The organism is Paenibacillus sp. R-74696 (assembly GCF_055814915.1).
The window spans coordinates 185,125-210,456 of the sequence record NZ_JBPULM010000025.1 but is presented as its reverse complement, the minus strand read 5'-3'; the positions used below and the strand labels follow the sequence as shown (position 1 = coordinate 210,456).

20 protein-coding genes and 2 pseudogenes are annotated in these 25,332 nt (G+C 43.9%); 14 read left to right on the top strand and 8 right to left on the bottom strand.

All coding sequences use genetic code 11. The features are described from left to right. The first annotated feature begins 26 nt into the window (after positions 1-26). Entirely contained in the window at positions 27-1,565 is a 1,539-nt protein-coding gene (guaA, locus tag ACSR9A_RS08305; protein ID WP_341281021.1) for a glutamine-hydrolyzing GMP synthase, read from the top strand. Positions 1,566-2,298: 733 nt separating this feature from the next. Here guaA and ACSR9A_RS08300 read toward each other — a convergent pair. After that, positions 2,299-4,017 carry an ATP-dependent nuclease gene (locus ACSR9A_RS08300; RefSeq protein ID WP_473756623.1) on the bottom strand — a complete coding sequence of 573 codons (1,719 nt, stop codon included), beginning with the start codon at positions 4,015-4,017 and terminating at the stop codon, positions 2,299-2,301. Between the two features lie 266 nt (positions 4,018-4,283). Here ACSR9A_RS08300 and ACSR9A_RS08295 point away from each other — a divergent pair. The 4 genes and pseudogenes from ACSR9A_RS08295 to ACSR9A_RS08280 form a co-directional block, all read left to right on the top strand. Next, positions 4,284-4,391: pseudogene (locus ACSR9A_RS08295) on the top strand (GMP synthase (glutamine-hydrolyzing)); the annotation flags it as partial. A 751-nt stretch (positions 4,392-5,142) separates the two neighbouring features. Beyond that, entirely contained in the window at positions 5,143-6,894 is a 1,752-nt protein-coding gene (locus ACSR9A_RS08290; RefSeq protein WP_473756805.1) for an ATP-dependent nuclease, read from the top strand. 4 nt (positions 6,895-6,898) lie between these two features. Then, positions 6,899-8,755, top strand: coding sequence for an ATP-dependent helicase (locus ACSR9A_RS08285; protein ID WP_473756621.1), 1,857 nt, complete (start codon positions 6,899-6,901; stop codon positions 8,753-8,755). A 23-nt stretch (positions 8,756-8,778) separates the two neighbouring features. Next, positions 8,779-8,967: pseudogene (locus ACSR9A_RS08280) on the top strand (GMP synthase (glutamine-hydrolyzing)); the annotation flags it as partial. 79 nt (positions 8,968-9,046) lie between these two features. Here the strand turns inward: ACSR9A_RS08280 and trhO are convergent. After that, positions 9,047-9,940, bottom strand: coding sequence for an oxygen-dependent tRNA uridine(34) hydroxylase TrhO (trhO, locus tag ACSR9A_RS08275; RefSeq protein ID WP_473756619.1), 894 nt, complete (start codon positions 9,938-9,940; stop codon positions 9,047-9,049). 182 nt (positions 9,941-10,122) lie between these two features. Here trhO and ACSR9A_RS08270 point away from each other — a divergent pair, with 182 nt between their 5' ends. Next, a complete protein-coding gene (locus ACSR9A_RS08270) occupies positions 10,123-11,046 on the top strand; it encodes an oxidoreductase (RefSeq protein ID WP_473756617.1) in 924 nt (307 codons plus the stop codon). Positions 11,047-11,387: 341 nt separating this feature from the next. Here ACSR9A_RS08270 and ACSR9A_RS08265 read toward each other — a convergent pair whose 3' ends face one another. Continuing rightward, positions 11,388-11,678, bottom strand: a complete 291-nt coding sequence (locus ACSR9A_RS08265) for a hypothetical protein (RefSeq protein WP_473756615.1) — start codon at positions 11,676-11,678, stop codon at positions 11,388-11,390. 192 nt (positions 11,679-11,870) lie between these two features. Between ACSR9A_RS08265 and ACSR9A_RS08260 the strand changes: the two genes are divergently transcribed. Then, a complete protein-coding gene (locus tag ACSR9A_RS08260; protein ID WP_473756613.1) occupies positions 11,871-12,047 on the top strand; it encodes a DUF6979 family protein in 177 nt (58 codons plus the stop codon). Positions 12,048-12,148: 101 nt separating this feature from the next. Here ACSR9A_RS08260 and ACSR9A_RS08255 read toward each other — a convergent pair whose 3' ends face one another. Then, entirely contained in the window at positions 12,149-13,552 is a 1,404-nt protein-coding gene (locus tag ACSR9A_RS08255; RefSeq protein WP_473756611.1) for a prolyl oligopeptidase family serine peptidase, read from the bottom strand. Positions 13,553-13,775: 223 nt separating this feature from the next. On the opposite strand from ACSR9A_RS08255, the gene ACSR9A_RS08250 reads away from it, so the two are divergent. Next, the gene (locus ACSR9A_RS08250; protein ID WP_341281028.1) at positions 13,776-13,940 is read left to right on the top strand and encodes a hypothetical protein; all 165 of its coding nucleotides are present in this window, start codon (positions 13,776-13,778) and stop codon (positions 13,938-13,940) included. Between the two features lie 218 nt (positions 13,941-14,158). On the opposite strand, the gene ACSR9A_RS08245 is transcribed toward ACSR9A_RS08250, so the two are convergent. Both ACSR9A_RS08245 and ACSR9A_RS08240 read right to left on the bottom strand, forming a co-directional pair. Further along, positions 14,159-15,478 (bottom strand): sensor histidine kinase, encoded by a 1,320-nt coding sequence (locus ACSR9A_RS08245; protein ID WP_473756609.1) that lies wholly within the window; start codon positions 15,476-15,478, stop codon positions 14,159-14,161. Beyond that, positions 15,478-16,155 carry a response regulator transcription factor gene (locus ACSR9A_RS08240; protein WP_473756608.1) on the bottom strand — a complete coding sequence of 226 codons (678 nt, stop codon included), beginning with the start codon at positions 16,153-16,155 and terminating at the stop codon, positions 15,478-15,480. The genes ACSR9A_RS08245 and ACSR9A_RS08240 overlap by 1 nt, the downstream gene beginning before the upstream one ends. A 492-nt stretch (positions 16,156-16,647) precedes the next feature. Here ACSR9A_RS08240 and ACSR9A_RS08235 point away from each other — a divergent pair, with 492 nt between their 5' ends. From ACSR9A_RS08235 to ACSR9A_RS08220, 4 genes are all read left to right on the top strand, one after another. Then, positions 16,648-17,391, top strand: coding sequence for a polyphosphate polymerase domain-containing protein (locus ACSR9A_RS08235; RefSeq protein WP_473756606.1), 744 nt, complete (start codon positions 16,648-16,650; stop codon positions 17,389-17,391). After that, positions 17,384-18,067: a DUF4956 domain-containing protein gene (locus tag ACSR9A_RS08230; RefSeq protein WP_473756605.1), complete on the top strand. Its 684-nt coding sequence runs from the start codon at positions 17,384-17,386 to the stop codon at positions 18,065-18,067. The genes ACSR9A_RS08235 and ACSR9A_RS08230 overlap by 8 nt, the downstream gene beginning before the upstream one ends. A gap of 128 nt (positions 18,068-18,195) precedes the next feature. After that, positions 18,196-20,199, top strand: coding sequence for a carbohydrate-binding domain-containing protein (locus tag ACSR9A_RS08225; protein WP_473756603.1), 2,004 nt, complete (start codon positions 18,196-18,198; stop codon positions 20,197-20,199). 293 nt (positions 20,200-20,492) lie between these two features. Then, positions 20,493-21,884 (top strand): NCS2 family permease, encoded by a 1,392-nt coding sequence (locus tag ACSR9A_RS08220; RefSeq protein ID WP_473756601.1) that lies wholly within the window; start codon positions 20,493-20,495, stop codon positions 21,882-21,884. Between the two features lie 87 nt (positions 21,885-21,971). On the opposite strand, the gene ACSR9A_RS08215 is transcribed toward ACSR9A_RS08220, so the two are convergent. After that, a complete protein-coding gene (locus tag ACSR9A_RS08215) occupies positions 21,972-23,051 on the bottom strand; it encodes a phosphodiester glycosidase family protein (RefSeq protein ID WP_473756600.1) in 1,080 nt (359 codons plus the stop codon). Then, positions 23,048-23,476: a hypothetical protein gene (locus ACSR9A_RS08210; RefSeq protein WP_473756599.1), complete on the bottom strand. Its 429-nt coding sequence runs from the start codon at positions 23,474-23,476 to the stop codon at positions 23,048-23,050. The genes ACSR9A_RS08215 and ACSR9A_RS08210 overlap by 4 nt, the downstream gene beginning before the upstream one ends. Before the next feature lie 262 nt (positions 23,477-23,738). On the opposite strand from ACSR9A_RS08210, the gene msrB reads away from it, so the two are divergent. Next, positions 23,739-24,728, top strand: a complete 990-nt coding sequence (gene msrB / locus ACSR9A_RS08205; RefSeq protein WP_473756598.1) for a peptide-methionine (R)-S-oxide reductase MsrB — start codon at positions 23,739-23,741, stop codon at positions 24,726-24,728. Positions 24,729-24,750: 22 nt separating this feature from the next. After that, positions 24,751-25,323 (top strand): nitroreductase family protein, encoded by a 573-nt coding sequence (locus ACSR9A_RS08200; RefSeq protein ID WP_099521446.1) that lies wholly within the window; start codon positions 24,751-24,753, stop codon positions 25,321-25,323. The last annotated feature ends 9 nt before the right edge of the window (positions 25,324-25,332 follow it).

The following is a 25,332-nucleotide window of genomic DNA, read 5'->3' as shown; positions in this document are numbered from 1 at the left end:
CTACATTAATTGAGGGAGGCTCGGTAATGAACAAGCCAAATGAAATCATCATTGTTCTGGACTTCGGAGGACAATACAATCAGCTAATCGCACGCCGCATTCGTGATTTGGGCGTATACAGCGAGTTGCTGCCATTTAATACATCGGTTGAGCGTATTCGTGAAATTCAGCCGAAAGGGATTGTGTTCTCAGGAGGTCCAGCCAGCGTATACGAAACGAACTCGCCGCTTGTTGACCCGGCAATCTACGATCTGGGAATTCCGATCTTTGGCATTTGCTACGGCATGCAGCTGATGTCGCATCAATTGCAAGGTAAAGTAGAGCGCGCAGGCAAACGTGAATACGGTAAAGCAGAGGTTGATTTTACGCCGGACAGCCGTTTGACGCAAGGCCTAGACGCTCGCCAGACCGTATGGATGAGCCACAGCGATCTCGTAGTAGAGCCGCCAACAGGCTTCAACGTTGACGCAAGCACGGAGCATGCTCCAATTGCGGCAATGAGCAACCCGGACAAGCACTTCTATGCGGTGCAATTCCATCCGGAGGTTCGTCACTCTGTATTCGGCAATGAAATGATTCGCAACTTCCTCTACAACATTTGCGACTGTGACGGCAACTGGTCGATGGAGACATTTATCGAGGATACAATCCGCGATATTCGCGATCAGGTTGGTGACAAGAAGGTACTATGCGCCCTTTCCGGCGGTGTAGATTCCTCCGTTGTTGCGATTTTGCTGCACAAGGCGATCGGCGATCAGCTTACTTGTATGTTTATTGACCACGGCTTGCTCCGCAAGGATGAAGCAGAAGGCGTTATGGAAACATTCGTGGGCAAATTCGATATGAAGGTTGTCAAAATCGATGCAAGAGAGCGTTTTATGAGCAAGCTTGCGGGTGTTGACGATCCTGAGCAAAAACGTAAAATTATCGGCAACGAATTCATTTACGTTTTCCAAGAAGAGTCGGATAAATTCGATGACTTTGAATTTTTGGCGCAAGGCACGCTGTATACGGATATCGTAGAGAGCGGTACAGCTACAGCCCAAACGATCAAGTCCCACCATAATGTCGGCGGATTGCCGGAAGACATTAAATTTAAGCTTGTAGAGCCGCTTAAAGCGCTATTCAAGGATGAGGTTCGTAAAGTCGGTTCCGAGTGCGGATTGCCAGATGCCATCGTATGGCGTCAGCCATTCCCAGGTCCAGGCCTTGCGATTCGCGTGCTTGGCGAAGTAACCGAAGAGAAGCTGACGATCGTACGCGAGTCGGATGCGATTCTTCGAGATGAAATTGCCAAGGCTGGTCTTGACCGCGAAATTTGGCAATACTTCACTGCGCTTCCGAACATGAAGAGCGTAGGCGTTATGGGCGATGCCCGCACGTATTCCTACACCGTAGGTATCCGCGCCGTTACGTCGATTGACGGAATGACAGCAGACTGGGCACGTATCCCTTGGGATGTGCTTGAGAAAATTTCGGTTCGTATCGTAAACGAAGTAGACAACGTTAACCGTATCGTCTATGACGTTACGTCGAAACCACCAGCTACAATTGAGTGGGAATAGTTTAGGGAATATTCATATTGGCTGATGCCATAAAGCCTTGGTCTATAAGGGGTTTGTAGTATCGCTAGATGTGAAATTTCCACTTTACCCGCAACTATTGAGTGTTCAAAATCACTCTCTTTTATCTGCGTTGTTTAGCAAATAGAAGAGAGTGTTTTTAATTGCAAAAATTAGAGGTTTGATTTAGTTTTCAAGCTCAATCAAGAGATTTTGGGTCGTGTATGTTTTACTTATATAGTTGGAAAGGGTTTATGGAGAAAGAATTAGGATTGTAGAAGTGGAGGATGTAAGTCAGCTTCACATCAAAAAGTATCGAGTATTCTTAAAAGCATACTGACATCAGGGAAAAGTTGATACTTAGTATGCTTTTTGGTATGCGAGTGGGTGTATCCTCTTATCCATGGCAAGGATTCTTAATAGAAGTTGGTATATATTAGAAATTCTATGCGAAAATATGAAGAACTGAGACAAGAGCGTTTCAGAAAAAGAAGGGCGGGAAGAGATAGAGGATATTTATTTCCTCGATCAGTCGCTAGCCAAGCTGTCCCGCTCCCGCATAAACAAAATTTTGAAAGAGCATTGCAGAAGTAATGAAGTGGTTTGGAAAAAAGTCCGATGCTCTCCCATGATTGCCGCCACTATTTTGTTCTGAAGTAATCGAGGAATGGGAATCCTTGTCATTCACAAGATATAAGGACACCACGCCTTTTAAATAGACGTTTTCATAAAATAATTAAACTTTAAGTGCGTCTGCTTTCTTCTTCTCTGTTTCCTCTTGAATTTTTTTACTAATCAAGCCAATAAATAATTTATCGTAATCCTCAGAACTTGAAACTTTTTTAAACCCTCCGCTTAAATGGGGCTCATTATTACGGCTAATTATTTGTTCAAATATATTTTCAATTAAGCCCCTAGCTTCAATATATTCGTCTGTTTCTATTGCTTCTTGTTTGTGCAGTATTTGATAGATAACTTTTGTCTTTTTCTCGTCCGAGACATCTCCGATACCAATTGCTTTTTCAAAATGAGACACTGAACAAAATACTCTGATGTTATCACCTTGTTTGAAGTTAAATATTTTCTTGCAATTCGTTAATTGGGCTTTCAGTGTAGTGGAAGAATGTTTTTCATGGTTATCTACATCATGTAGTACATCGTAAGAGGAATTGAATTGATTTAGTACCTTCATTAGAGTAACGATGGTAGCTTTCCCCCTAGCACGAATGATGTGGATATTGTACCCTTTTTGTTTAGCAAGATGTTTAAAGGCAATGTATTCAGTATCTCCCTCGACAATAACTATTTTATCGGCAAAGAAAAATTCATTCACATAGGAATCTACATAATTTAAAATTTTCATGTTTACAATGTCGTCATCATCAAATTGCTCACTGACTGATTGATATAATTGAATGGCTTCTTTCTCACCCACTCTGAAAACCTGAATGGACGTGTGTCTTTCAGATAAATCTATAAGTATCGGGGAATGAGTTGAAATCATTAATGGCATTTTTTCACCTATTTTATAAAGCGAACGACTTAGCGCTCGAACTGCTTCAGGATGCAAAAATGCTTCAGGTTCATCTATGAGTAATAGTTTATTATCATTTTCACCCAAAAGCTTTTTTTCAATCATATTTTGAATGAGGTAAATTAGGCTCATTCTTTGAAGACCAGTACCTTGGTTAGTCAAAGGCATCTTGGATTGCTTGTTACTATCAATGTGGACGCTTGAAGTTGTGGATTTTAGTAGGTCTGCTGATGAAAAACCGGAGCTTTCGCCTCCCACAACATTCAGTGATAGGTGATCATTAGAAAAAAGTACTCTTAGGTTTTCGGAAACATCTTTACTTACCTTCGATAATATACCATCAGTATTTTGTTTGATCTTCTTTAAAAATGCAGGATAAGCTTCTTTAAGGTTGGTATATTCTTTTGCCAGTTCGAAAGTATCTTTATCTTCTTCCAAGTCTCCTGTGAAATTTTCAAGTTTCAGGAGGTCAGTTTTAATTATTTCGGAGTAAATGTTTTGAATCAAATCGTTTATGTCGTCAGGTAACATGGAGGGGGTTATGTAAAAGGGTCTGTTGCTCAAGATTTCATCTAGTTTGTCGGATAAGCTATGTGTTTTCTTGATTTCCTTTCCTTCTTCATCACAAAAAGTAGGGGCATTCTCTTCTCTATATTTCTTAATAATTGTAATTTTTTCTTCATCAGCAGATTCAAATACAGCTTCGAGCAATATATCTGTACCACGTACCGAGAAGCAGTCATTGGGGATAGTTTTTGCCTTAGTTTCTTTTTGAAAGAAGCAATTGATCGCTTCGAGTATAGTTGATTTTCCGGTATTGTTTCTGCCTGTAAGAATAATAATAGAGTCTTTTGAAAAACCAATTGAAAACTTATTTTTAAAAACTTTGTAGTTTTTTACACTAAAATTTATCAACCTCATATTTCTTCCTCCTTTAAGTGGGTGGATGTTACAAAAAACTCTACATGATGTCTGGAAAGGTGGGTTAAAAGTCCTGCTTTTTACATCATACAATATTTTCTGGTAATTTGGAATTATTTTATATAGATGGTAGACAGGAAGGGGGATGGATAAAGTCGAATTTTGTAGTTTAAATTCCTTATTTAACCCGCTTCAATTGATTACAAAACAGCTGGTTAACTAATCAGTAATTACACTTTAACAGTTTCCTATCTCTACACCGTAGTATCTGCGCCTTTATGTCCATCGACGGCATGACAGCAGATTTGGCACATATCCCATGGGATGCGCTGGAGAAAATCTCTATTCGTATCGTCTATGACGTAACGTCGTAACCACCAGCTACGATTGAGTGGGAGTGAATGGGATTGAAATGATGTAGTCAAATGCCGGAAATCCTTGATACATAAGAGTTTCCGGTTTTGTCTGCATGATGAATTCCAGTTTGCGTGCAACTATAGAATGTTGGAAATTACTCTCTTTTATTTACGTTGTTTAGCAAATAGAAGGGATTAATTTTTATGTATTCAGTCACCTGCTGTGGCATTTCCGTGCGCAGATTACTTCAAAATATTTAAGGGGACTTGAGTAGGAGGACTTTCTGAATATTGAATGGCTAAATAGTTCGCTGAACGGTTTGAAGATCAAACAAGGTTCAATGGTGAGGAGAAAATGATAAGACTCCTCAATCTTAAATTGGACGATAAAACTACTCAAAGGCTCGTAGAAATCGCCAGAAGGTATTGTATGTTTGCTCTTGAGTACGGTGATAAGCTCTGGTATGTTGAGCAGTTCGTTGATATACTGAGTCTGCACCTGTCTATTTCTCTTTAATGTTTGGTGGGACTTACAAAAATACAGAATACGCAGCTGTTTTTCCATTTTTAACACTTGGTCAATTCGTCAAGAACTGATATCAGTTTTGGGCTTTTTTATGAATGAAATTTATTGTTCACTTCCTTAATAATAATTACATATGGGAGTGATTAGGTTTCTATGAAATTTTAATTGTTAGGAAATTGAAATAAGATACAGCGTAAAAATTAATATATATGTAGTTATAAGGGGGATATATATGTGGAGATAATGATTAAAGAAGTGCGCATTCGAAATTTTCGTTCATTACAAAGTGTCGATTTAACTTTAGAACCGCTAACATTATTAGTAGGGCAAAATAATGCTGGGAAAACGAGCTTTTTACGTGCGTTACAATTAGTTTTTGGAGTTAATAGAAAGCATGTTACTAAAGAAGATATCTATATTGCACCCAATGAAGTATTGCCACTCGATAAAAAAGCAGTGATTGATGTTTTAATAGTTCCTATTAATGAAAATTACGAAAGAATAAATAATTTTACTGATTTTTGGATAGAGCGATTTGGTAATGCAATTCAATTGCCAAATGATGATTTTAGTTGCGTATCGATTAGAACGATTATTGATTTTAATCAATTACGTAATGAGTACGAAGTGAAAAAATACTTTTTAAAGAATTGGGGAGATTCTTTAGAGAATAGTGATATAGATGATACAATCAGAGCATCCAGAGTTATATTAGATAAAATACCATTATTTTTTATGGATGCCCAAAGGGATATACAAGATGATTTAAGATCTACCATATCATATTGGGGTAGACTCTCTGCGGATGTTGGTTTAACTGAGGAACTTGTAACTGAATTGGAGAGTGCAATAAATGAAGTTAATCAACGAATTGTAACCGAGAGTGAAGTGCTTTCTCATATTAAAGTTGTGTTGGATAAACTAGGTGAAAACAATCTGGAAGATAACGGAATTCAAATTTCCCCTATTACTCGGAAGATTAGAGATCTTAACAGAGGAATGGATATTTTATATAAAGATAAAGGCAGTGACAGCTTTCCATTAAATTATCATGGTATGGGAACGAGAAGCTGGGCCACAATGCTAACTTTTCAAGCATATGTATCTTGGATTTCAAATAAAAACGAACAAGAGAATGAAAAGTTTTTGCCGATTCTTGCATTAGAGGAACCGGAAGCACATTTACATCCTCATGCACAAAGAAAAATATATAATCAAATATCTAATTTTAAAGGACAGAAAATTGTAAGTACACACTCACCATATATCTTAGGTATTGCAGATGTAAGAAATATACGACATTTTTATAAGCTATCTTCATCAACAATTGTTAATCAAATTGATCTTTCAGAGTTAGGGAAGGAAGGAATTAGAAAACTTAGTAGAGAAGTTATGAACACAAGAGGCGAGGTTCTTTTTTCGAAAGCAATCGTACTATTTGAAGGTGAAACTGAAGAGCAGGCTTTACCTATTTTTGCACATTATTATTGGGGATGCCATCCATATGAATTAGGCATTAGCTTTATAGGCGTAGGTGGATATGGTAATTACCTGCCCTTCATTAGATTGGCAGAATCATTGAATATAAAATGGTTTGTTTTTTCTGACGGTGAGACTAAACCTTTGGATGGAGTAAAAACAGCGTTAAAGAAAATTGGTAAAAATTCAACAGACCCTAATATTTTCATCTTAGAAGACGGTCATAATTTCGAGACCTATTTAATTGAGAATTATGAGACAGAGTTGGCTGAGCTAATTAGAAATGACATGTTAGAAAATGCGAAAAATGAATTTCATAAACAAAGTATCGAAAGTAAAGAAATAAAGAAAGATGATATTGCAGTTAAATTGAAAAATGTGAAGACAGAATTTGGTCCATTAATTGCTGACACGATCATAGCCATAAATGAAGAGTCCAGAAGAGTGCCTGTGAAGATTAAAGAATTATTCAATAAAATAGAATCAGATTTAGGATTGGATAGGAGGGTGGAATAAAAAAATGGATATTGAACTTAGTTTTAATCAGGAGAAAGTTGTCAATTTTAGGGATGGTGGTATATTAGTTATTGCAGGTGCTGGGAGTGGCAAGACCAAAGTGCTTACTGAAAGAGTTAAACGACTGCTGAAAGACAAACAAGGACATTATAGAGTTTTAGCACTTACATTTACAAATAAAGCATCTATAGAAATGAAAGAAAGGTTATCGGAGATTCAGGATTTAAATAGCAAGGCCTTTATTGGTACATTCCATAGTTTTTGTTTAGATGTACTTACCAGCAGAGGCAGCAGTATTGGTTTAAACACAAATTTCCACTTACTCGATACAGATTTGGATAAAATAGAGATTTTGAAGCAAGTTATTGTCTCGAATCCAATGTTATCTGAAGTATTATATAGTAACTCAATAAGACAAATACTTGATTATATTAGCAATCAGAAAAGATTGCTAAAATCCCCGAATATTAGTTCTGAATATAATGAAATCTACGCGCTTATATATAAAGAGTATGATGAGTTCCTAAGAAGTCAAAACCTTCTCGATTATGATGATTTAATTTTTATGACCTATAGATTGTTCACAGAGAGACCATCTGTAGCTAGTTTTTATCAAAAGTTATATAAATATATATGTATTGATGAAGCCCAAGATTTGAATTATGCACAATATTGTTTAATTAAAGCGTTTTGTGGTGACTCATATAAAAACGTAATGATGGTCGGTGACCCGGAACAATCAATCTTTGGATTCATTGGGGCAGATAGCAAATTTATGAGAGATGAGTTTGAAAAGGATTTTCAACCGACAATTATTAAACTTGATGAAAACTATAGGTCAGCAAAACTTATTGTGGAATTAGCGAACAAGCTAAGTAATGAATTGTCTGTTAACTCAATATCTCATTACACCGGAGAAGTTAAATTAAGAGACTTTAGTAATGAAAATGATGAGGCTACTTGGGTTTTAGAAAAAATTAAATCATTATTACAAAACGGATATTCTGAAATGAAGGGGAAAATCAAACTTGAAAATATAGCTGTTCTTGGTAGGAATAGATATGTGTTGAATAAATTGGAATCTTTGTTGATTAAAGAAAAAATTTCATTTTTCACAAAACTAAACAATTCATTTGAAAGCGAATCTGAATTTGTTAGAATATTTGAATTAGGTATGAGATTAATTATTAATCCTTATGATGTTATACACTTGCATCAACTATTAAATTTATTGTCCCCAAATAAGGAGTATGAAAACTTTCCAAAAAATAATTATGAAAATGGAGTTGAGTTACTCGAGAAAATACACCCTTATGTAAATAGTGAATGGTTAGAGCATTATAAAGTAATAAAGGATACTCTGGCCAATCTATATGTAGACCAACATAAATTTAGTTTAAGTATTGAAACTTTAAATGAATATGCTCGAGATGTTTGGAAGGAGCACGAAGAGATACTATCTCTAATATTGAATGATTTAGAGATGTGGTCTGACAAATGGAAATATTATATTAGGAACTCAAGCATAGAATCTCGTAATCTGGTTCACTTTAGAAATCAGATCTCTCTAGGATACTCTAAGGATTCAAGTACAGGTTTAGCTTTGCTAACTATACATGCTTCAAAAGGGTTGGAATTTGATATTGTTTTTATTATGGGGATGTCGGAAGGATCATTTCCTGATTATCGAGCAATTAAATCAGGTAAAGAAAAACTTCAAGAAGAAAAACATAATGCGTTCGTAGCAATCACTAGGGCTAAAATTGCTGTTTATTTAACATATCCAAAAGAAAAAGAGTCATTTGGTCGTGTCTTTAGGAATGAACCGTCAAGTTTTCTGAGAATTATGGGATTGATTTAGGATGCTGTATTGTTATTAACACCCGCACCTATTCCTATACTGTAGGTATCCGCGCGGTTACTTCCATCGACGGAATGACAGCAGACTGGGCACGTATCCCTTGGGATGTGCTTGAGAAAATTTCCGTTCGTATCGTCAACGAAGTGGACAATGTTAACCGTATCGTCTACGACGTTACGTCGAAACCACCAGCTACGATCGAGTGGGAGTAGTCATATCGTAACATCAAAAAAACTCTCTTTCCTTCGCGTTTAACGCAAGGGAAAGAGAGTTTTTTTATAGCTCAACCAATTAAACGCTCGTCACATGCTCCTCGCAATCAATAGAGCAGAAGCCGTGATGAGTCTCCTCACAGTCTGGGCATACGATATGCTGACGGTGGCAGGTATCATCGGCGCAGTTAATATACGTTTCTGCTGGCGCTTCGCAGTGATAGCATTTTCCGACGACGACAGCTTCATCCGTGCGGTTAATGGTCACCGAAATCCGCTCATCGAACACATAACATTTGCCATCGAAAAGCTTTCCTTGAACTTCTTCGTCTTTTCCATAGGTGACAATGCCGCCATCAAGCTGATAGACATCCTTGAAGCCTTCGCTTAGCATGACGCCAGTCAGCTTCTCGCAGCGGATACCGCCAGTACAATAAGTAATGATCGGCTTGTCCTTCATATTCGCCATATTTTCGCGAAGCCATTCCGGAAATTCCTTGAAGGTTTTAAGATCAGGTCTAATCGCATTGCGGAAATGTCCGAGATCGTATTCGTAATCGCTCCGGCCGTCAAGCACGATAACGTCTTCCCTTTGCAAATAGTCGTGAAACTCTTTTGGAGACAAATGCGTTCCGGTTAACGTATTAGGATCCAGCGGTTTGTCATAGCGAAGTGTAACGAGCTCGTTTTTATAACGGACGAACATTTTTGGAAATGCATGTGCATCGGCTTCATCAATTTTAATGACGATATCAGCAAATAACGGATTGGCGCGCAGGTCGCGCATATATTGCTCGGTTTGCTCAATCGTTCCGGATACCGTGCCGTTGATACCCTCGTCCGCAATAAGAATGCGGCCTCGCACGTTTAACTCCTTGCAGTAAGCCAGATGTTCAGCTGCGAATTGCTCCGCATTGGGGATCGCAACAAATTTATAATACAATAAGACCTGATAGGTGGAATGATTGTTCATTGCCAAATTCCTTTCTGTAACTAAGTTGAGAGCATATATGAGAACATATTATATTGTAATAGACATAGGACATGTTCACAACACCAACTGTGCTTATAATTTCGTTAGGAAGGGGAAAGCCGTTTCACCTTGATCCAATCGAGTCATTTTCTGCTATTTGATATAAAAGGAGTGCGCCTATAATGAGCGTGGTTTGGACCAAAGACAACATAACAGATTTGTCAGAGCAAGTAGTCATTATTACAGGAGCGAATAGCGGGATAGGTTTTGAAACAGCAGCAGCACTAGCTGAGAAAAAGGCGAAGGTTGTATTAGCGGTTCGCAATCTGGAGAAGGGAAGCGAGGCAGCCGGTAAACTAAGGTCGCTCTATCCAGGTGCACATGTGACACCGATGCAGCTTGACCTTGGTGATTTGGATAGCGTTAGGGCATTCGCTGCAGATTTTATGAATCAATATGAGTCACTGTCTATTCTTATCAATAATGCAGGAATTATGATTCCGCCGCTTCGCTTGACTAAGGATGGCTTTGAATCACAGTTTGGTGGTAATCATTTGGGCCATTTTGCACTGACAGGTCTGCTCTTGCCAAAGTTAATTTCGACGCCAAATTCAAGAGTAATTACGGTAAGCAGTATAGCTGCTCATAATGCCGCTATTGATTTTGACAATTTAGACGGTTCCAAGGGCTACAGAGCGATAACATTTTATGGACAAAGCAAACTTGCCAATCTCATGTTTGCTAGAGAGCTGCAAAACAAGCTGCGTTCCAATCATTTAGATGTGGCAAGCGTAGCCTGTCACCCGGGAATATCGAATACGAACTTATTTTCCTTCGGTTCAGGGAAACAGGCCAACACATTCATGCGTATGCTCACAGGCCTCATCACTCAGCCAGCATATATGGGGGCTTTGCCGACCTTGTATGCCGCTACAGCATCGACAATCAAGGGCGGAGAGTATATTGGCCCGGATGGCAGAGGCGGCAGGAAGGGTTATCCTAAGAGTGCCGAAATCATTAATAAGCTTTACGATCCCGCTATTGCAAATCGGCTATGGACTATTTCAGAAAGCTTAACGGGTGTTTCCTACATCTGGAAGCCATAAAGAGGCTTAAACACCGCCACATGCGAGTGTTGCAGGGAGCAAGCTGCTCGGGACACGCAAAATCCTTTTTTGAAGGACTGAGATTCCGCTATTCTGACATTTGAGACGATTTGAACCTTAGGCGGACAGGGCAGCCGTTATGGCTCTCATTTACCCGTCAAAATCAAGTTTGGCCATGCAATAGCGTCTCCTGAGTCCACATCCTCTGCCATATCCTGATATTTGCTCGATATAGCGTCTGCTGTCTCCGGGGAGACTATGCACGAAAAACAAATATTCTCTTCTGTGTGCGATATACCGCGGCCAGAAGAGAATTTGTTAATTTTAGCTATGTGATGAGCTTATTTAGGAAGTTGCAGTGGAATAAAATTGTTGAATAAGCCTGCGGCCGAGATCTTTTCGGATTTACTAATTTCGGTTGTGCATACGTTCAAAAATACATAGCTTTGGCAAGTGCTGACCTTATCAATAATCGTTGTGCCAAGCAGATCCACGCCAAAATTAATAATGAGATTGTCGCTTTCCTCTTTGATGTGCCCTTTCAGCCACTCGGCATATTGCTGCTTGCTAGGAACCGTTACCGCGGCTATTACAAGTAGGAATAGAACGATGATAACCGTATATTTTTTCACAACCAACCATCCTTTAAGTGCATAGTCATATTTCTGAATCACTCGCGGTTTGCCAAGCTGCTTCAAGCCAAATACGATGCCTCAAATGTATTGGAATATGTTAGCCTGTATATAGGCATTATAGCTAGTTCGCAGCTTAAGAGGAATACAATTTTGGGAATTATTTGATTGTGGCAGAAAAGGATGATAGGGATGAACAAGTATGGGGTGGTCGCCATTCATGCTGCGCGGCTCATTTTAGATGATGGCAATATTCAGCCCTTAACTGCGTGGAATTCAGCTGCTTCGAGTCTTTTTGGCGAAGGTACTTCTTCACAAATGGATGTTGTACTCGCATTATGGAACAGTAAGTTAATCGTCGAGGAGTAAAAAAGGGGTACGCAGATTTTCTCAGGTGCGAATACGCAGCTACGCAAAGTCTTTAACGCATTCGCACCTTAAGAAAAGGTCTACCTATAATTTAACTTTCATTATTTTGTTTGCTTCGCCAGCCATTCCATAAGAGTGACGGCTTTACCGCCCACCTTCACAGGCTTGCCATTATAGTCGCTCAACACTTCATTGTTCAGTACATAAATCCAAGACCAATGGCCATTGTATTCATATGGATTGTTGTTTCCATTGCCTTTGACGTACTGGCCGCTCTTGTCGAGCACGGTGTTAAAATAAGAATAATGGACATCTGGTGCACCAGCAGCAATGAGCCGCTTATAGGTAGGCGTTGTGTTCTTTGAAGTATCTACGGTTTGATCCGCTCCGGCGGCCGTAAACCAGATCGGAACATTTTTAAGCTTGGCGATATCCCTGTTAGTTAGCCAAGAGTCCAAATAGGCCTCTGCCGATGGATAAGCAGCTGCAAAATAATTAGGGTTCGCAAGAAGCATATTAAGGGTCATAAATCCGCCATTCGAACAGCCGCCAATATAAATTCGCTTCGGATCAATATTCGCCTTATTGTCTTTGACATATTGTTTGATTAAGGCCGTCAAGGCGCTTGTATACATGCTGCTGCCATCCTGCGTATATTGCCCGGTTCCGTTATTCATCCAGAAGGTAGGTGTTTGGGGTACAAGAACAGCTGCTTCGCCAAAAAACTTCTGTACAGAGTCTTCAGCTAATGCGGTTACCCGGTTGCCTAATAGGGCTATACGAGGGTCGGTTCCCCCTTCTCCAGCTCCGTGGAGCCAGATAATTAACGGGAGCTTCTTCTCGTCGGAATCAGGCACATAAGAGGCATAGGTAAGCGCAATGTTGCCATGTTTAGAGTCTTTATAATTGAATTTTCCTGTTGTATCAAATTTGTCGACAGTCTGTTCCAAGACCGTATGTGGAGTTTCCTTCGTCGTTGTCAAATCATTAATGGCGTTTCCGGCATTATCCTTGAGCACTTTCTGCTGAATGATTGTATATTGGAGATCCACATATTGATTCGTAAAGGTTTGCAGATCATAGTTAAACGTGCTTGCAGTTGCAAGATCAGGATGAACGCTCATCTCAATCGTAATGTATCGGCCGGTTTGCTGATCCAGCTTATTGCCTTCCTCGTCGGAAAGGTAGGTGTTAGTTATTTTTCTGCTGCCGCTATCGAAGCCGTCATAGGAGCTTTGGGTTTCGAAGTTGAACATGGGATAATTGCGCTCCACCAATACCTTGAAGCTGTCAGTAGCCAGCGAGTTTCCTTGAATCGTGCTTCCGGTGTTCAGGACGATTTTATGCACGCTTGGCCCCCAGTCAAAGCCCTTCACAATGAGCGAGTAGGAAGGCTGTACAGATTTGGAATCCGAATTGTTTGCGCTTACATTTGTGAACGCAAAGTTGGTTGAGGTAACCGCCAAAACAAGCAGGCTCGAAAATAATCCTTTGTTCATCTTCATGATCATGCTCCTCCATTTCAATTGGCTGCTTTAAGTAAGCGTATCACTTCAACCATAAAATGACAATAAAATTGAAGGACAAAGCGCCTCCCTCCATGTTCCAATTCAACAGGTATGAGAAGCTTCATAAATATTTCCGCAAAAATTCATATCCATTTAAGGTTGCTTGTCTATAATAGGTATTGTTCACATCAATATGGGACAGAAATGAGAGGCTACCATTATGAAAAAGACATTAGCAGCAAGTATGCTGATGATCAGTATTATGTTCAGCAGCACATTGGCGTCAGGCGCAGCAGCAGCGGACAACTTAAATCGACTACAAGGCAACCAAAGTTCAATCGAGAGCGCACAACCAGATGGAGCGGACCAGTCTGCTTCCAAATAGGCGAGTACACCTTAACGATTGCAAAATAGCCAAGCGTAAACGGCTTTCGCCGTCCTCCGGCGGCAAAGCTACCGTTTCGCGATGAAAGATAAGCTGTTTATAAGGGTGAAACTTATAAATGCTTATATTTGAAAAAAGACTGATGAGCCGTCATCAGTCTTTTTTGTACGCGTTTCTAGAGGTGCCGCACGCAGGAGCCGCTAGCCGCTAGCCCCCGCCTAATCCCCGCGAGACAGATGAACATAAAAGCTTGTTGACTCGCCAACTGTACTTTTCGCGTAAATTTTCCCCTTATGCTGATCGATGATAGATTTGGCAATCGCCAAACCAAGTCCGTATCCGCCTTGCTTGCGCGCCCTGGAGGAATCGGTTCGGTAAAAGCGGTCAAAAATGCGGGTCAAATGCTCAGCAGCAATTCCTTCACCGGTGTTGGTGACCGCCAGCACGACATCGTTTTGCTGCTTCTGGAGCGACATCGTAACCGTTCCCTTGGCGCTTGTGTATTTGACCGCATTGTCCAGCAAAATCATGACGACTTGCTTAATCTGCTCACTGCTGCCCAGCACCATCAAATCTGGCTCAATCTCATAATCCAGAGACACATTTTTTTCGAATATGACAGCTTCCATCGTTAAAATAATATTTTCAACCGCTTCACTCATATTGAACTTTCTATAGATCATGTTTGCTCGGGAATCATCCATTTCCGTTAAATACAACAGGTCATTGGTCAGCTTCGTCATTCTTTCTGTTTCTGATTTGATATAGTGCAGCCATTTCGCCTGATTGTAAATCGTATCCTCACTATTAGAGAGCAGCACATCCGTATTGGTGTTAATGATCGTAAGCGGTGTTTTCATTTCATGGGAAGCATCGGCGATAAATTGCTTCTGCTTATCGAAGGCTTCCTTCACGGGTCTGATCGATTGGTTAGCGAAGAAACGGCTGGTGAAAAACAAGATGATCAGCATCGCGAGTCCAACGAAAGAGAACGTATAAATTAAATTGGTCAAAATCTCTTGCTGGGCGGTGACGTCAAGGAAGACCAGGTTATATCCTTCATTGGTCTGCTGCTTGATAAAAGCCCAGTGGCTCCCATCCAAATTGAACTGTCCGGTATTTTTATTCACCGTAGAGGCCTCCTGCACCGCAGCGATGCAAAATGCATTGTCTACTGCAAATGGAGAGGTCGTGCTAGTAATATTCCAATCGGCATCCGTTTTCAGCATAAACGCAACCGAACGCTCCGGCCGTGAATCCCCATTGTCCATAGGTCCGCTATCCATGGGTCCACTATCTATAGCTCCGTTATTTATAGGTGCAGAAGGAGAATCGCCCTTGTGCCTGCCGGACGGGGAAGAATCAGAACCGCCAGAGGGCTTCTGATAAAAATCGGCTACCCGGTGAATCTCATCGTTGATATCAGCCTGTACATTCCGGTACGTAATAACGTATATAGAGGCGAAGGCGATCAGCATGACGACCGAAATGATGACCAAATTAACGATAAGAAACCGATTTCTGAGCTTCGTGAACATTAGGCAGTCACCTCTAATACATACCCTACGTTTCGAATCGTGTTAATGCGTACCGTCGAATGCAGGAACGTAAACTTTTTCCTCAAAAAAGAGATGTATACCTCCACATTGTTGTGCTCCGCCTCAGAGTCAAAGCCCCATAGCTTCTCAATGATCAGCTCCTTGGAGGTGATCGCCTGCTTCCTGACGATCAGCAGCTCGAGTAAAGCACTTTCCTTCAAATTGAGCTTTATTTCTTTATCTTTAACGGAAAGCTTCAAATTCGTCGTGTTTAATTCGATATCTCCGAACTTTAACGCATCCTCCGGCAGCACCTCGCCTTTGCGCCTTAGTGCAGCTCGTATTCGGGCAAGCAGCTCCTCCGATGAAAAAGGCTTGGCGATATAGTCATCCGCTCCATGGTCAAGCCCAGCCACCATATCGGTAATTTCCCCTTTTGCGGTCAGCAGAATGACCGGGGTAGATACGCCCTCTTTACGAAGCTGGGTAAGGACGCTGATTCCGTCCATTTCCGGCATCATAATATCAAGCAGCAGCAAATCATAGATGCCGCTTCGTGCATAGTCGAGCCCGGAAACGCCATCATGGACAGCGTCAACGGCGTAATTATGCTTCTTTAATATTTGGCTCAAAGCTTCAGCTAAATGAAGCTCATCTTCTACAATTAAAATTCTCATGGCCAGTCATCCTTTATATATAGGTTGTGTATCAAGGTGAAACGGCCGAAAGCCGTCCTTGGTGGCGCGGCGCGTTTCATTCCGAGAAATATAGAGAAAGGAGAACGAAATGATAGCCCTTCCTATATTTTTAATAAGGTCATTATATCAGGATTACCTTTAGTCAACCTTAATGTTTGCAGCGGATAGGCCTCGTTTGACAAGGTTTCTTAAAAGCATGGTGAAAAAGACGTAGCGGAATGAAAAGATTGTGCTGGAGAAGCGGTAGCGTTCGCTTAAAGCTTTCCGTAGGAAAGCAGCATCGTAAGCCGATCTTTTCATGGAGCGAAGTATTATCTTCACCCTTCTTTTAAAATATTGTAAATTCATTTAAGTTTCGTTAAAGGTTTGGGGACTAAGATACGAATATAGCAAGCGAGAACATAACGCAAACCACAAACGAGATCGCCAAGCAAATAACATGTGAGACCAAATAGAGAGGATTTGAACGATATGGCTATTGAGGTTTTTAACCGATATGAAAACAAATATTTGCTCAACGGTGCAGCCTACCGCAACTTCTACCTTCAACTGCTGGAATATATGGAATTGGACGATTACAACAAGCAGCATGAATTTTACTCCATCACCAACCTGTATTATGACACCGAGCATGATGCCTTGATTCGCAACAGCCTGTCCAAGCCGAAGTATAAGGAAAAGCTTCGCCTCCGAGCTTATGGCACTCCTAAGGAGGATGCCAAGGTTTATCTGGAAATTAAGAAAAAGGTGTTTGGTCTTGTTAACAAAAGAAGAACGGGACTGAAGCTGAACGAAGCCTATGAATTTGTCCGTACAGGACTTCAGCCGGAGCTGCAAGGGTACATGAACAAGCAGGTGCTGCAGGAAATCACCTATTTTCTTCACCAATATGAATTGCAGCCTAAAGTGTATCTGGGTTATGACCGTAAAGCGTTGTTCAGCAAAGAGAATCGCGACCTCCGCATTACCTTCGATACGAACATTAATTGTCGGCGGTATGATCTGAGGCTCGAGAGCGGCAATTATGGCGAACCGCTGCTGGAGCCTGGACAATGGCTCATGGAAGTGAAGGCAGAGAAGACGATCCCGATGTGGCTGTCGAGGATGCTGTCGGAGCATCAGATGTATCGCACAAGCTTTTCGAAATACGGCAATGAATATAAAAAAATGCTGAAAAACAGCAAGCTAGAAATGGAGAGTGTCCTTTATGCTTGATTCTCTTTTTTCCACAACGCTCACGACAACGGATTTGACCTTTAGCACAGCCGTTATCACGATTTTATTATCCCTTGTTCTTGGTGGAATGATCAGCTATACCTATATGAAAACGAACCCGAATGGCTATTCGCAAAGCTTTACACTGACGATGGTGCTGCTGCCCGTCATAGTGGCGATTATCATTTTGCTTATCGGCAGCAACATCGCTCGAGCGTTCAGCCTTGCAGGAGCCTTCTCCATAATCCGGTTTAGAAGCGCGCCAGGCGACCCTAAAGACATCACCTTTGTATTGTTCACTATGGCAGCGGGTCTAGCTTGCGGAGTCGGTTCATTCGGTTACGCGGTATTGTTCACGATTATCCTTTGTGTACTCATGGTGATTCTTAACCGCGTTAAATTTGGCGTAAGAAAGACGCTGCAAAAAGTGCTGAAAGTAACGATCCCGGAAAATCTCGGGTATGAAGAAGCATTTGCTGAAGTGTTTGCTGAGTTCAAGGTAGGATATGCGCTAAGCAAGATCCGCACGACTGAACTTGGCAGCTTATATGAGCTGGTTTACACCGTTACTATTGATGAGCAGACGAATCAAAAGGAATTTCTGGATGCGATTCGCTGCAGAAACGGAAATCTGGATATCTCATTAACAATGAGCCCAACTATGAATGACTATTAAGCGTAAACGGCTGTCGCCGTCTTCTGACGGCAAAGCTACTGTTTCGCGGTGAAATATAAGAGGATTATAAGGGTGAAACTTATGAATTCTTATATTTTAAACCAACCTAAACTGAGAGGATGATTCATATGAAAAAGAATAAATTTCGCGAGATGTTAGGTGTTTTGCTCATTTGCTCGGTCGTATTGTCGGCTTGCAGTACCTCATCGCAAGCATCAACAACAACGTCAGCGGTTACTACGTCAGCTACTACCGCAGCAGCAGCGAGTTCACAAAGCAGCGATACCACTGCTGCTGCATTGCCAGCCAGTGTTGCCGTATCGGATGTAGTGACGTTTGACGAGGCGGAAAAGGCTGTAGATTGGAGCGCAGAGACGTCCACGACGATCAAGCTGAATGGAACAAGCGCAGCCGTTACTGGCTCAGGAGCAAAAGCTTCGGGCGGCTCCGTAACGATTTCGGCAGCCGGCACCTACGTTCTCAGCGGAACGCTGAGCGACGGGCAAGTTGTAGTGGATGTACAGGATGATGGAGACGTTCATCTCGTGCTTAATGGAGCTGCCATTCATGATAACGACAGCGCTGGAATCTACATCAAGGAAGCGGGCAATGTAGTCCTTACGCTGCAGGAAGGTACGGAAAACACGATCTCCGATGGTGATACCTACGTATTCGCGGATGCTGCAACGGATGAGCCAAGCGCAGCTATTTTCAGCAAAGCGGATCTGGCGATTAATGGTACGGGCAAGCTGACGGTAGTCGCAAGCTACAATGATGGAATTACAAGCAAGGACGATTTGAAAATCGTATCTGGAACCATCGACATCACGGCTGCGGATGACGGCATTGTCGGTAAGGATATGGTTGCGATCGCGGATGGCACGGTAACGATTAAAGCTGAAGGAGACGGCATTAAATCGACGAATGCTACCGATGAGGGCCGTGGATTTATCGCGATTGCGGATGGTACATTTACGATTGAAGCCGATAATGACGGCATTCAAGCTGAAACAGCGCTGATTGTAGATGGCGGCTCCTTTAATCTCGTAACAGGTGGAGGCAGTGTGAACGGTGAAGTGAAGCAGGAAGAGGGCCCAGGTGGCATGCAAAGAGGCGGAATGAATGCCACTTCGGCAACAGGCACATCAACCGACGCAGCGGCAACAGCAACTACGGCAACCGAATCAACGAGTGCGAAGGGGCTTAAGGCAGGCGGCGATCTGACGGTTAACGGCGGCACCTTCGCCATTGATTCAGCAGATGATGCCCTGCACAGCAACAGCAATGTGACGGTAACAGGCGGAGAGCTAGAAATGGCATCAGGTGATGACGGCATTCATGCTGACGCACGGACGACAATTGCCGGAGGCAGCATTAACATCACGAAGAGTTACGAAGGCATTGAAGGAGCAAATATTACGATCTCCGGCGGCGAGACGCATGTCGTTGCTTCCGATGACGGCATCAATGTAGCCGGCGGCAGTGATGAAACGAGCGAGGCGGCAGGAGGCCGGGCAGATCAGTTCAGCGCAGCCTCCAGCAACCTGCTCACCATTAGCGGTGGATATGTGACCGTGGATGCAGCAGGCGATGGACTTGACTCGAACGGCTCGATTACGATGACAGGCGGCACGGTTATTGTGAATGGCCCAACGGGCAACGGCAATGGTTCATTGGACTATGATGGCAGCTTTGACATTAGCGGAGGAACGCTGGTGGCAGCAGGAAGCTCAGGCATGCTTCAGGCCACAGCTGACGATTCCAGTCAATCCACCATCGCGATGACGTTCTCCCAAGCTCAGCAGGCGGGTACGCTAGTCCATCTGCAGGATAGCGACGGCAACACGATTATGACCTTTGCGCCATCGAAAAACTATCAAGCTGTAGTGATTAGCTCACCGGAGCTTGCGCAAGGCGGTTCCTACACCCTCTACACAGGTGGAAGCTCAACCGGCAGCGATGCAGATGGCATGTATACGGATGGCACCTATACAGGCGGAACGAAAGTGACCGAATTCGAAATTTCAAGCAGCGTAACTTGGTTAAATGAATCCGGCGTAACGACTGCCAGCAGCGGAGGCGGCTTCGGCGGCGGCGGTGGAGGAGGAAGACCTCAAGGCGGAGGGCGATAACCACAAAAATATACTAAAAAATGCCCTTTCGGACATCCTATCCGAAGGGGCGTTTTTTGCCGTTATTCGCCTTTCCTCAAACGCTTTCATTTACGGAAAGCAACGATGAATGGAAGGGGGTCACAGCCTTTTTGGGAAGGAATTGCAATGAAACCCGAATGATTTAAGAGTGTCCATTATAAATGTTCGTTTTAAATCATTGACAAACAAGGAAGCAATTGATTAAAATGAGTTTCTAAAAATAATGCATCAGTGGGCAGTATAATTTGACTTTGGGAGGCTAGTGATTAGCGATGGAACGATTTTTTCGCTTGAAAGAGCATGGTACGAACATTCGTACGGAGATTATGGCAGGACTGACGACCTTCATGACCATGGCGTACATACTGGCTGTTAATCCGATTGTGCTCACACCAGCCGGATTTGACTGGGGAGCCGTATTTTTGGCTACGGCACTGTCAGCAGGCATTTTCACGATTGCCATGGGGCTGTTCGTGAATTTCCCCGTAGCTCTCGCGCCAGGAATGGGGCTCAATGCGTATTTCGCAGCTACGGTTATTTCTTCACAGGCGACTGGAAAGCCGATTTCCATCGCGATGGGACTTACAGCGGTATTTATTTCGGGTATTATCTTTATCATTTTGACCGTGACTCAAATTCGGCAAATGCTGATTACAGCCGTGCCGGACAGCCTTAAACATGCGATTACCGTCGGTATCGGCTTGTTTATCGCGATTATCGGCCTTAAGGGCAGCGGCATTATGACGATTGCCGTATCCAGCTTCACGGACATAAGCAAGGGCGCATATACCGACGTGTCGGGCTCGGAGACGGTCATTCACCTCGGCAGCCTGCACAATGGTACAGTAGCGCTTACGGTTATAGCACTGTTCATTATCGGAATTATGATGGTGCTTCGTATCCCTGGCGCAATTTTGTGGGGCATTTTGCTCACGACGGTCATTGCGATTGTTATCGGCCAGGTAAACGTCAGCGAGAAGCTGATCGGACAAACATGGGTGCCTGATTTTTCAAAAATGAATTTATTCCACTTTGATTTCCCTGGCGTGCTGGAAGTCGGTCTCGTGACCGTCATTCTGACGTTTACGTTCGTCGAGCTGTTCGATACATTCGGAACGCTTGTCGGCACGGCGAACCGCGCTGGCTATATGAAAGATCCGGTAGAAGGCAAGAAGCGCATCGGCAAAGCGATGTTCGTGGATGCCATCGGCGTTAGCGGCGGGGCTATGCTCGGTACGAGCACAGTGACAGCGTATGTGGAAAGCTCCTCAGGCATCGCACAGGGCGGACGTACGGGACTGACTTCGGTTACAACGGGTATTTGCTTCCTGCTCGCCGTATTCCTCGGACCGCTCGTTACACTTGTACCTCCAGCAGCTACGAATGCTGCTCTCATTATCGTCGGCGTGCTGATGATGCAGTCGATCAAGGAAATTGATTTTACAGATATGGTTTATGCGATTCCGTCGTTTTTGACGCTTGCCTTGATGCCATTTACGTACAATATCGCGAACGGCATTTCGTTCGGTATCGTGTCTTATGTTGTATTGGCCTCTGTTGCCAACCTGTCAGGCAAAGCCAAAGAAAAATACCAAATCCACTGGCTCATGTGGATACTTGCCGTGCTTGTCATTTGTCGCTACGTATTCATGGGCGGCGAATAAATAACGAAAAGCGTTCAACCCGCTCGTGCAGAAGGGTTGAACGCTTTTTTTGCGTTTATATCATGATAGAGAAATTCGTACAAGCCATTACTTGAAAAATAGGAAGCTCGTTGGCAGCTTGCGGAGCTGGCGATCAGAAGGACTATTAATGACGCTGCCGTTCCAGATCAGCGACGAGGAGCCGCCGCCATCGAGATTAAAGCCATTAACGGCGCCGTAGCGCTTAAGTAAAATTTGCAGCTCTTCCAGCGTCGCGCCGGAGCTGCCATTCTCGTTATAGCCATCGGCGACGAGAAGCAGCAGCTGATTGTCCTTGTAATTCGCGATGACCGTGCGCGGTGCGCGCTTCGGGCTATTTTTCCACTTGTCGGGAATCGGCATAGCGGCACCATTTTGCAGCAGGACAGGCACGAATGAAGCGCCAAATTTCATATGCTGGCTGTCGAGCTGCGCCTTGCTGGTGAATTTCCCGCCTACGAGCTCGTTATCCTCATTTAAGCCGACAAAAAATAAATCGGCAAACGATGGCTCAAACCCATTCACATATTCGCCGTCAATCATCGTCGTGCTTAGCGGGTAGCGAACGCCCTGAGCGTCTGCGAAGCCTCCGGCATTGATGCCGATATACGCGCCGAGACGCTTCACTGCTGCGAGCGTCGTCTCCGCGCCGCCATATTTGTCTCCGCCGAGCGCCATTTTCATCGCATCGTCTGATTTCAGCTCGATTTTCACCGCGTAGCTTTGAAAGTTTTGCGTCTTGATACGGAAGAGCTGGGCGCGAAGCTTGTCCGTATTAACGGTAGCCGACGGCGCTCCAAGCTTGCTCGTAATGAGCTGGTCATAAATATCAAGCGGTATGCGGGCTTGGGCAGCTGCGGTGCTGGCGATTTGCTTCATCTCCGCATTTGTCCGGTTATACAGCGTGATTTCCTTCTTTATCAAGTTTCCTGTCGCCTCGGCTGTTGTACGAGCCTGCTCCAGCCCCGCCGCTGTCTTCGAGGTGAAGGCTGCGGGCTCTTGCCGCTGCGCTTCAGCCTCGTGAACGGGAAAAGCTGCGGTAGACAGCTCAACGACCACCTCCGACAGCAGCAGCCAAAGCAGCATGCCAAGAAAAGGGGTACACGCGAGCAGCATGGTCCTATTCAGTGCTTTTACGGATACATTCATTTCAACACATCCAGATTTTTTTGCAGTTCGTTCAGCTTCTTCTTCACTTCATTAAGCTGGGTATACAGCTTGTTGCTGTTGTCGGTCTTGGAATCGGCATTGTCCTTCGTAAAGGTCAGCAGCTCATTCAAGGCATCCACCTTCGCATCGAGCTGGGCCAGCTCCTCCTTATAGGCAGCTTCCAGCTTGTCCATCCGCTGGGTGTAGTCCTGCTGCATCGCCGCGATTTGCGCGGACGTCTGGCGCTCCAGATCAGCGGCGACGTCATGCTGGATCTTGTCGCTATACCATTTGGCGCCCATGACGCCGCCGGAAATGAGAACGATCCAGATGATGACGAATACGAAAAAAGCGCGATTGCTCCGTTTGCGCCGCCGCAGCGGCTCATGGTGGCTGGAAAGCTCAGCTTCTTGCAAGTTGCTCATATTTTAACGTTCACCTCATTTTGAAAGTCTTATTGTGTGCTGCAACGAGGCTGAACGAACTGCAATCGTAACCTGACTTATACGGCTATAGTATTGGACGGGAAAAAAGCCATTTTGTTGCGCGTGTCACTACATTGTAACAAAGAATAGGGCGCAGGTCTTGTTGTCCTTTTGCGGAGGCTGGCAGTTGAGGTATAATAAGGGTCAGGCGATTGTATAGCAGCAGCGGCTGCAGCAAGCCTGTAAAGGAGGCTGTATAGACATGTCAGTTGAATTGAACGAAAACCAGAATGAGTCACCATCATATGAAAAGGCGATATTTGCCGGAGGCTGCTTCTGGTGCATGATTTCTCCATTCGAGGAGATGCCCGGCATTATTGAGGTAGTATCGGGCTATACAGGCGGCCATGTGCCGAATCCGACCTATGAACAGGTCTGCTCGGAGACGACAGGCCACACTGAAGCGGTGCAAATTACATTTGATCCGGCGATTTTTCCCTATGAGAAGCTGCTTGATGTTTTCTGGCAGCAGATCGACCCGACCGATCTGGCTGGCCAGTTCGCGGATCGCGGCAACTCGTACCGTCCCGGCATCTTTTATTATAGCGAGGAACAACGGGAGAAGGCGGAAGCCTCGAAGAAGGCGCTTGATGCAAGCGGCCGGTTCGATAAGCCTATTGTAACGCCGATTGAACCGGCGGAGCCTTTTTATTTGGCGGAGGATTACCACCAAGGCTTCTACCGTTCAAATCCGCAGCGCTACAAATCTTACCGCAAAGGCTCTGGACGCGAGGATTTTCTCGCAAACCATTGGCAATTTAAGAAAAGTCTAGGAGAGCTGAAAGATCGACTGACGCCGATTCAGTTCGAAGTGACGCAAAACAGCGGCACCGAGCGGGCATTCACCGGCGAATATTGGGATCATAAGGAAGAAGGCATCTATGTAGATATCGTATCGGGAGAGCCGCTCTTCAGCTCGCGCGACAAGTTTGATTCAAGCTGCGGCTGGCCTAGCTTTACGAAGCCGATTCAGGAATCGAAAGTAACGGAGCACCGCGATATTAGCCATTTTATGATCCGTACGGAAGTCCGCAGCAAGGCGGCTGATTCGCATCTGGGACATGTTTTTAATGATGGCCCGGGACCAAGCGGCTTGCGCTACTGCATTAATTCCGCAGCACTGCGTTTTATTCCAAAGGATCAACTTGAGGCAGAGGGCTACGGTGAGTACGCGGCCTGGTTGAAAGCTTAATTTGAGGATTGGGGGATTGGACATGCAAGTGGAAGAGGCTATACGGGGAAGACGTACAATCGGAAGGGTCAAGCAGGACCCGATTGATCGCCGCCTCATCGAAAAGCTGCTGGAGGCAGCCAGTTGGGCGCCTAGTCACCATAATACGCAGCCATGGAAGTTTATCGTCATGACAGGAGAGGGACGCGCCAAGCTGGGCGAAGGATATGCGCGTGTTGCGCTTGCTTCGCTTGAGACCGGCATCGGTACCGCTTTGGAGGACCGCTTGGCGAAGGAGCGCTCTAAAGCCTATCGTGCTCCTGTCGTTATTGGCGTCGTATGCTCGCCGGCAGAGGACCCGCGCGCTGTCTATGCGGAAGAGCTGGCGGCGGCGCAAGCCGCTGTGCAAAACCTGCTGCTCGCTGCCCATGCGAATGGGCTGGGCGCCATCTGGCGCTCAGGCGAGCCGATGTACCATCCGCTGATGAAGGATACATTTGGCCTTGATGCGGAGGAGCAGTTTGTTGCCCTCATTTATCTCGGATATCCAGATATGCAGCCGTTGGAAGCGAAGCGGACGTCCGTTTCTGACAAAACGGTATGGCTGGAAGGGTAATTATCCTTC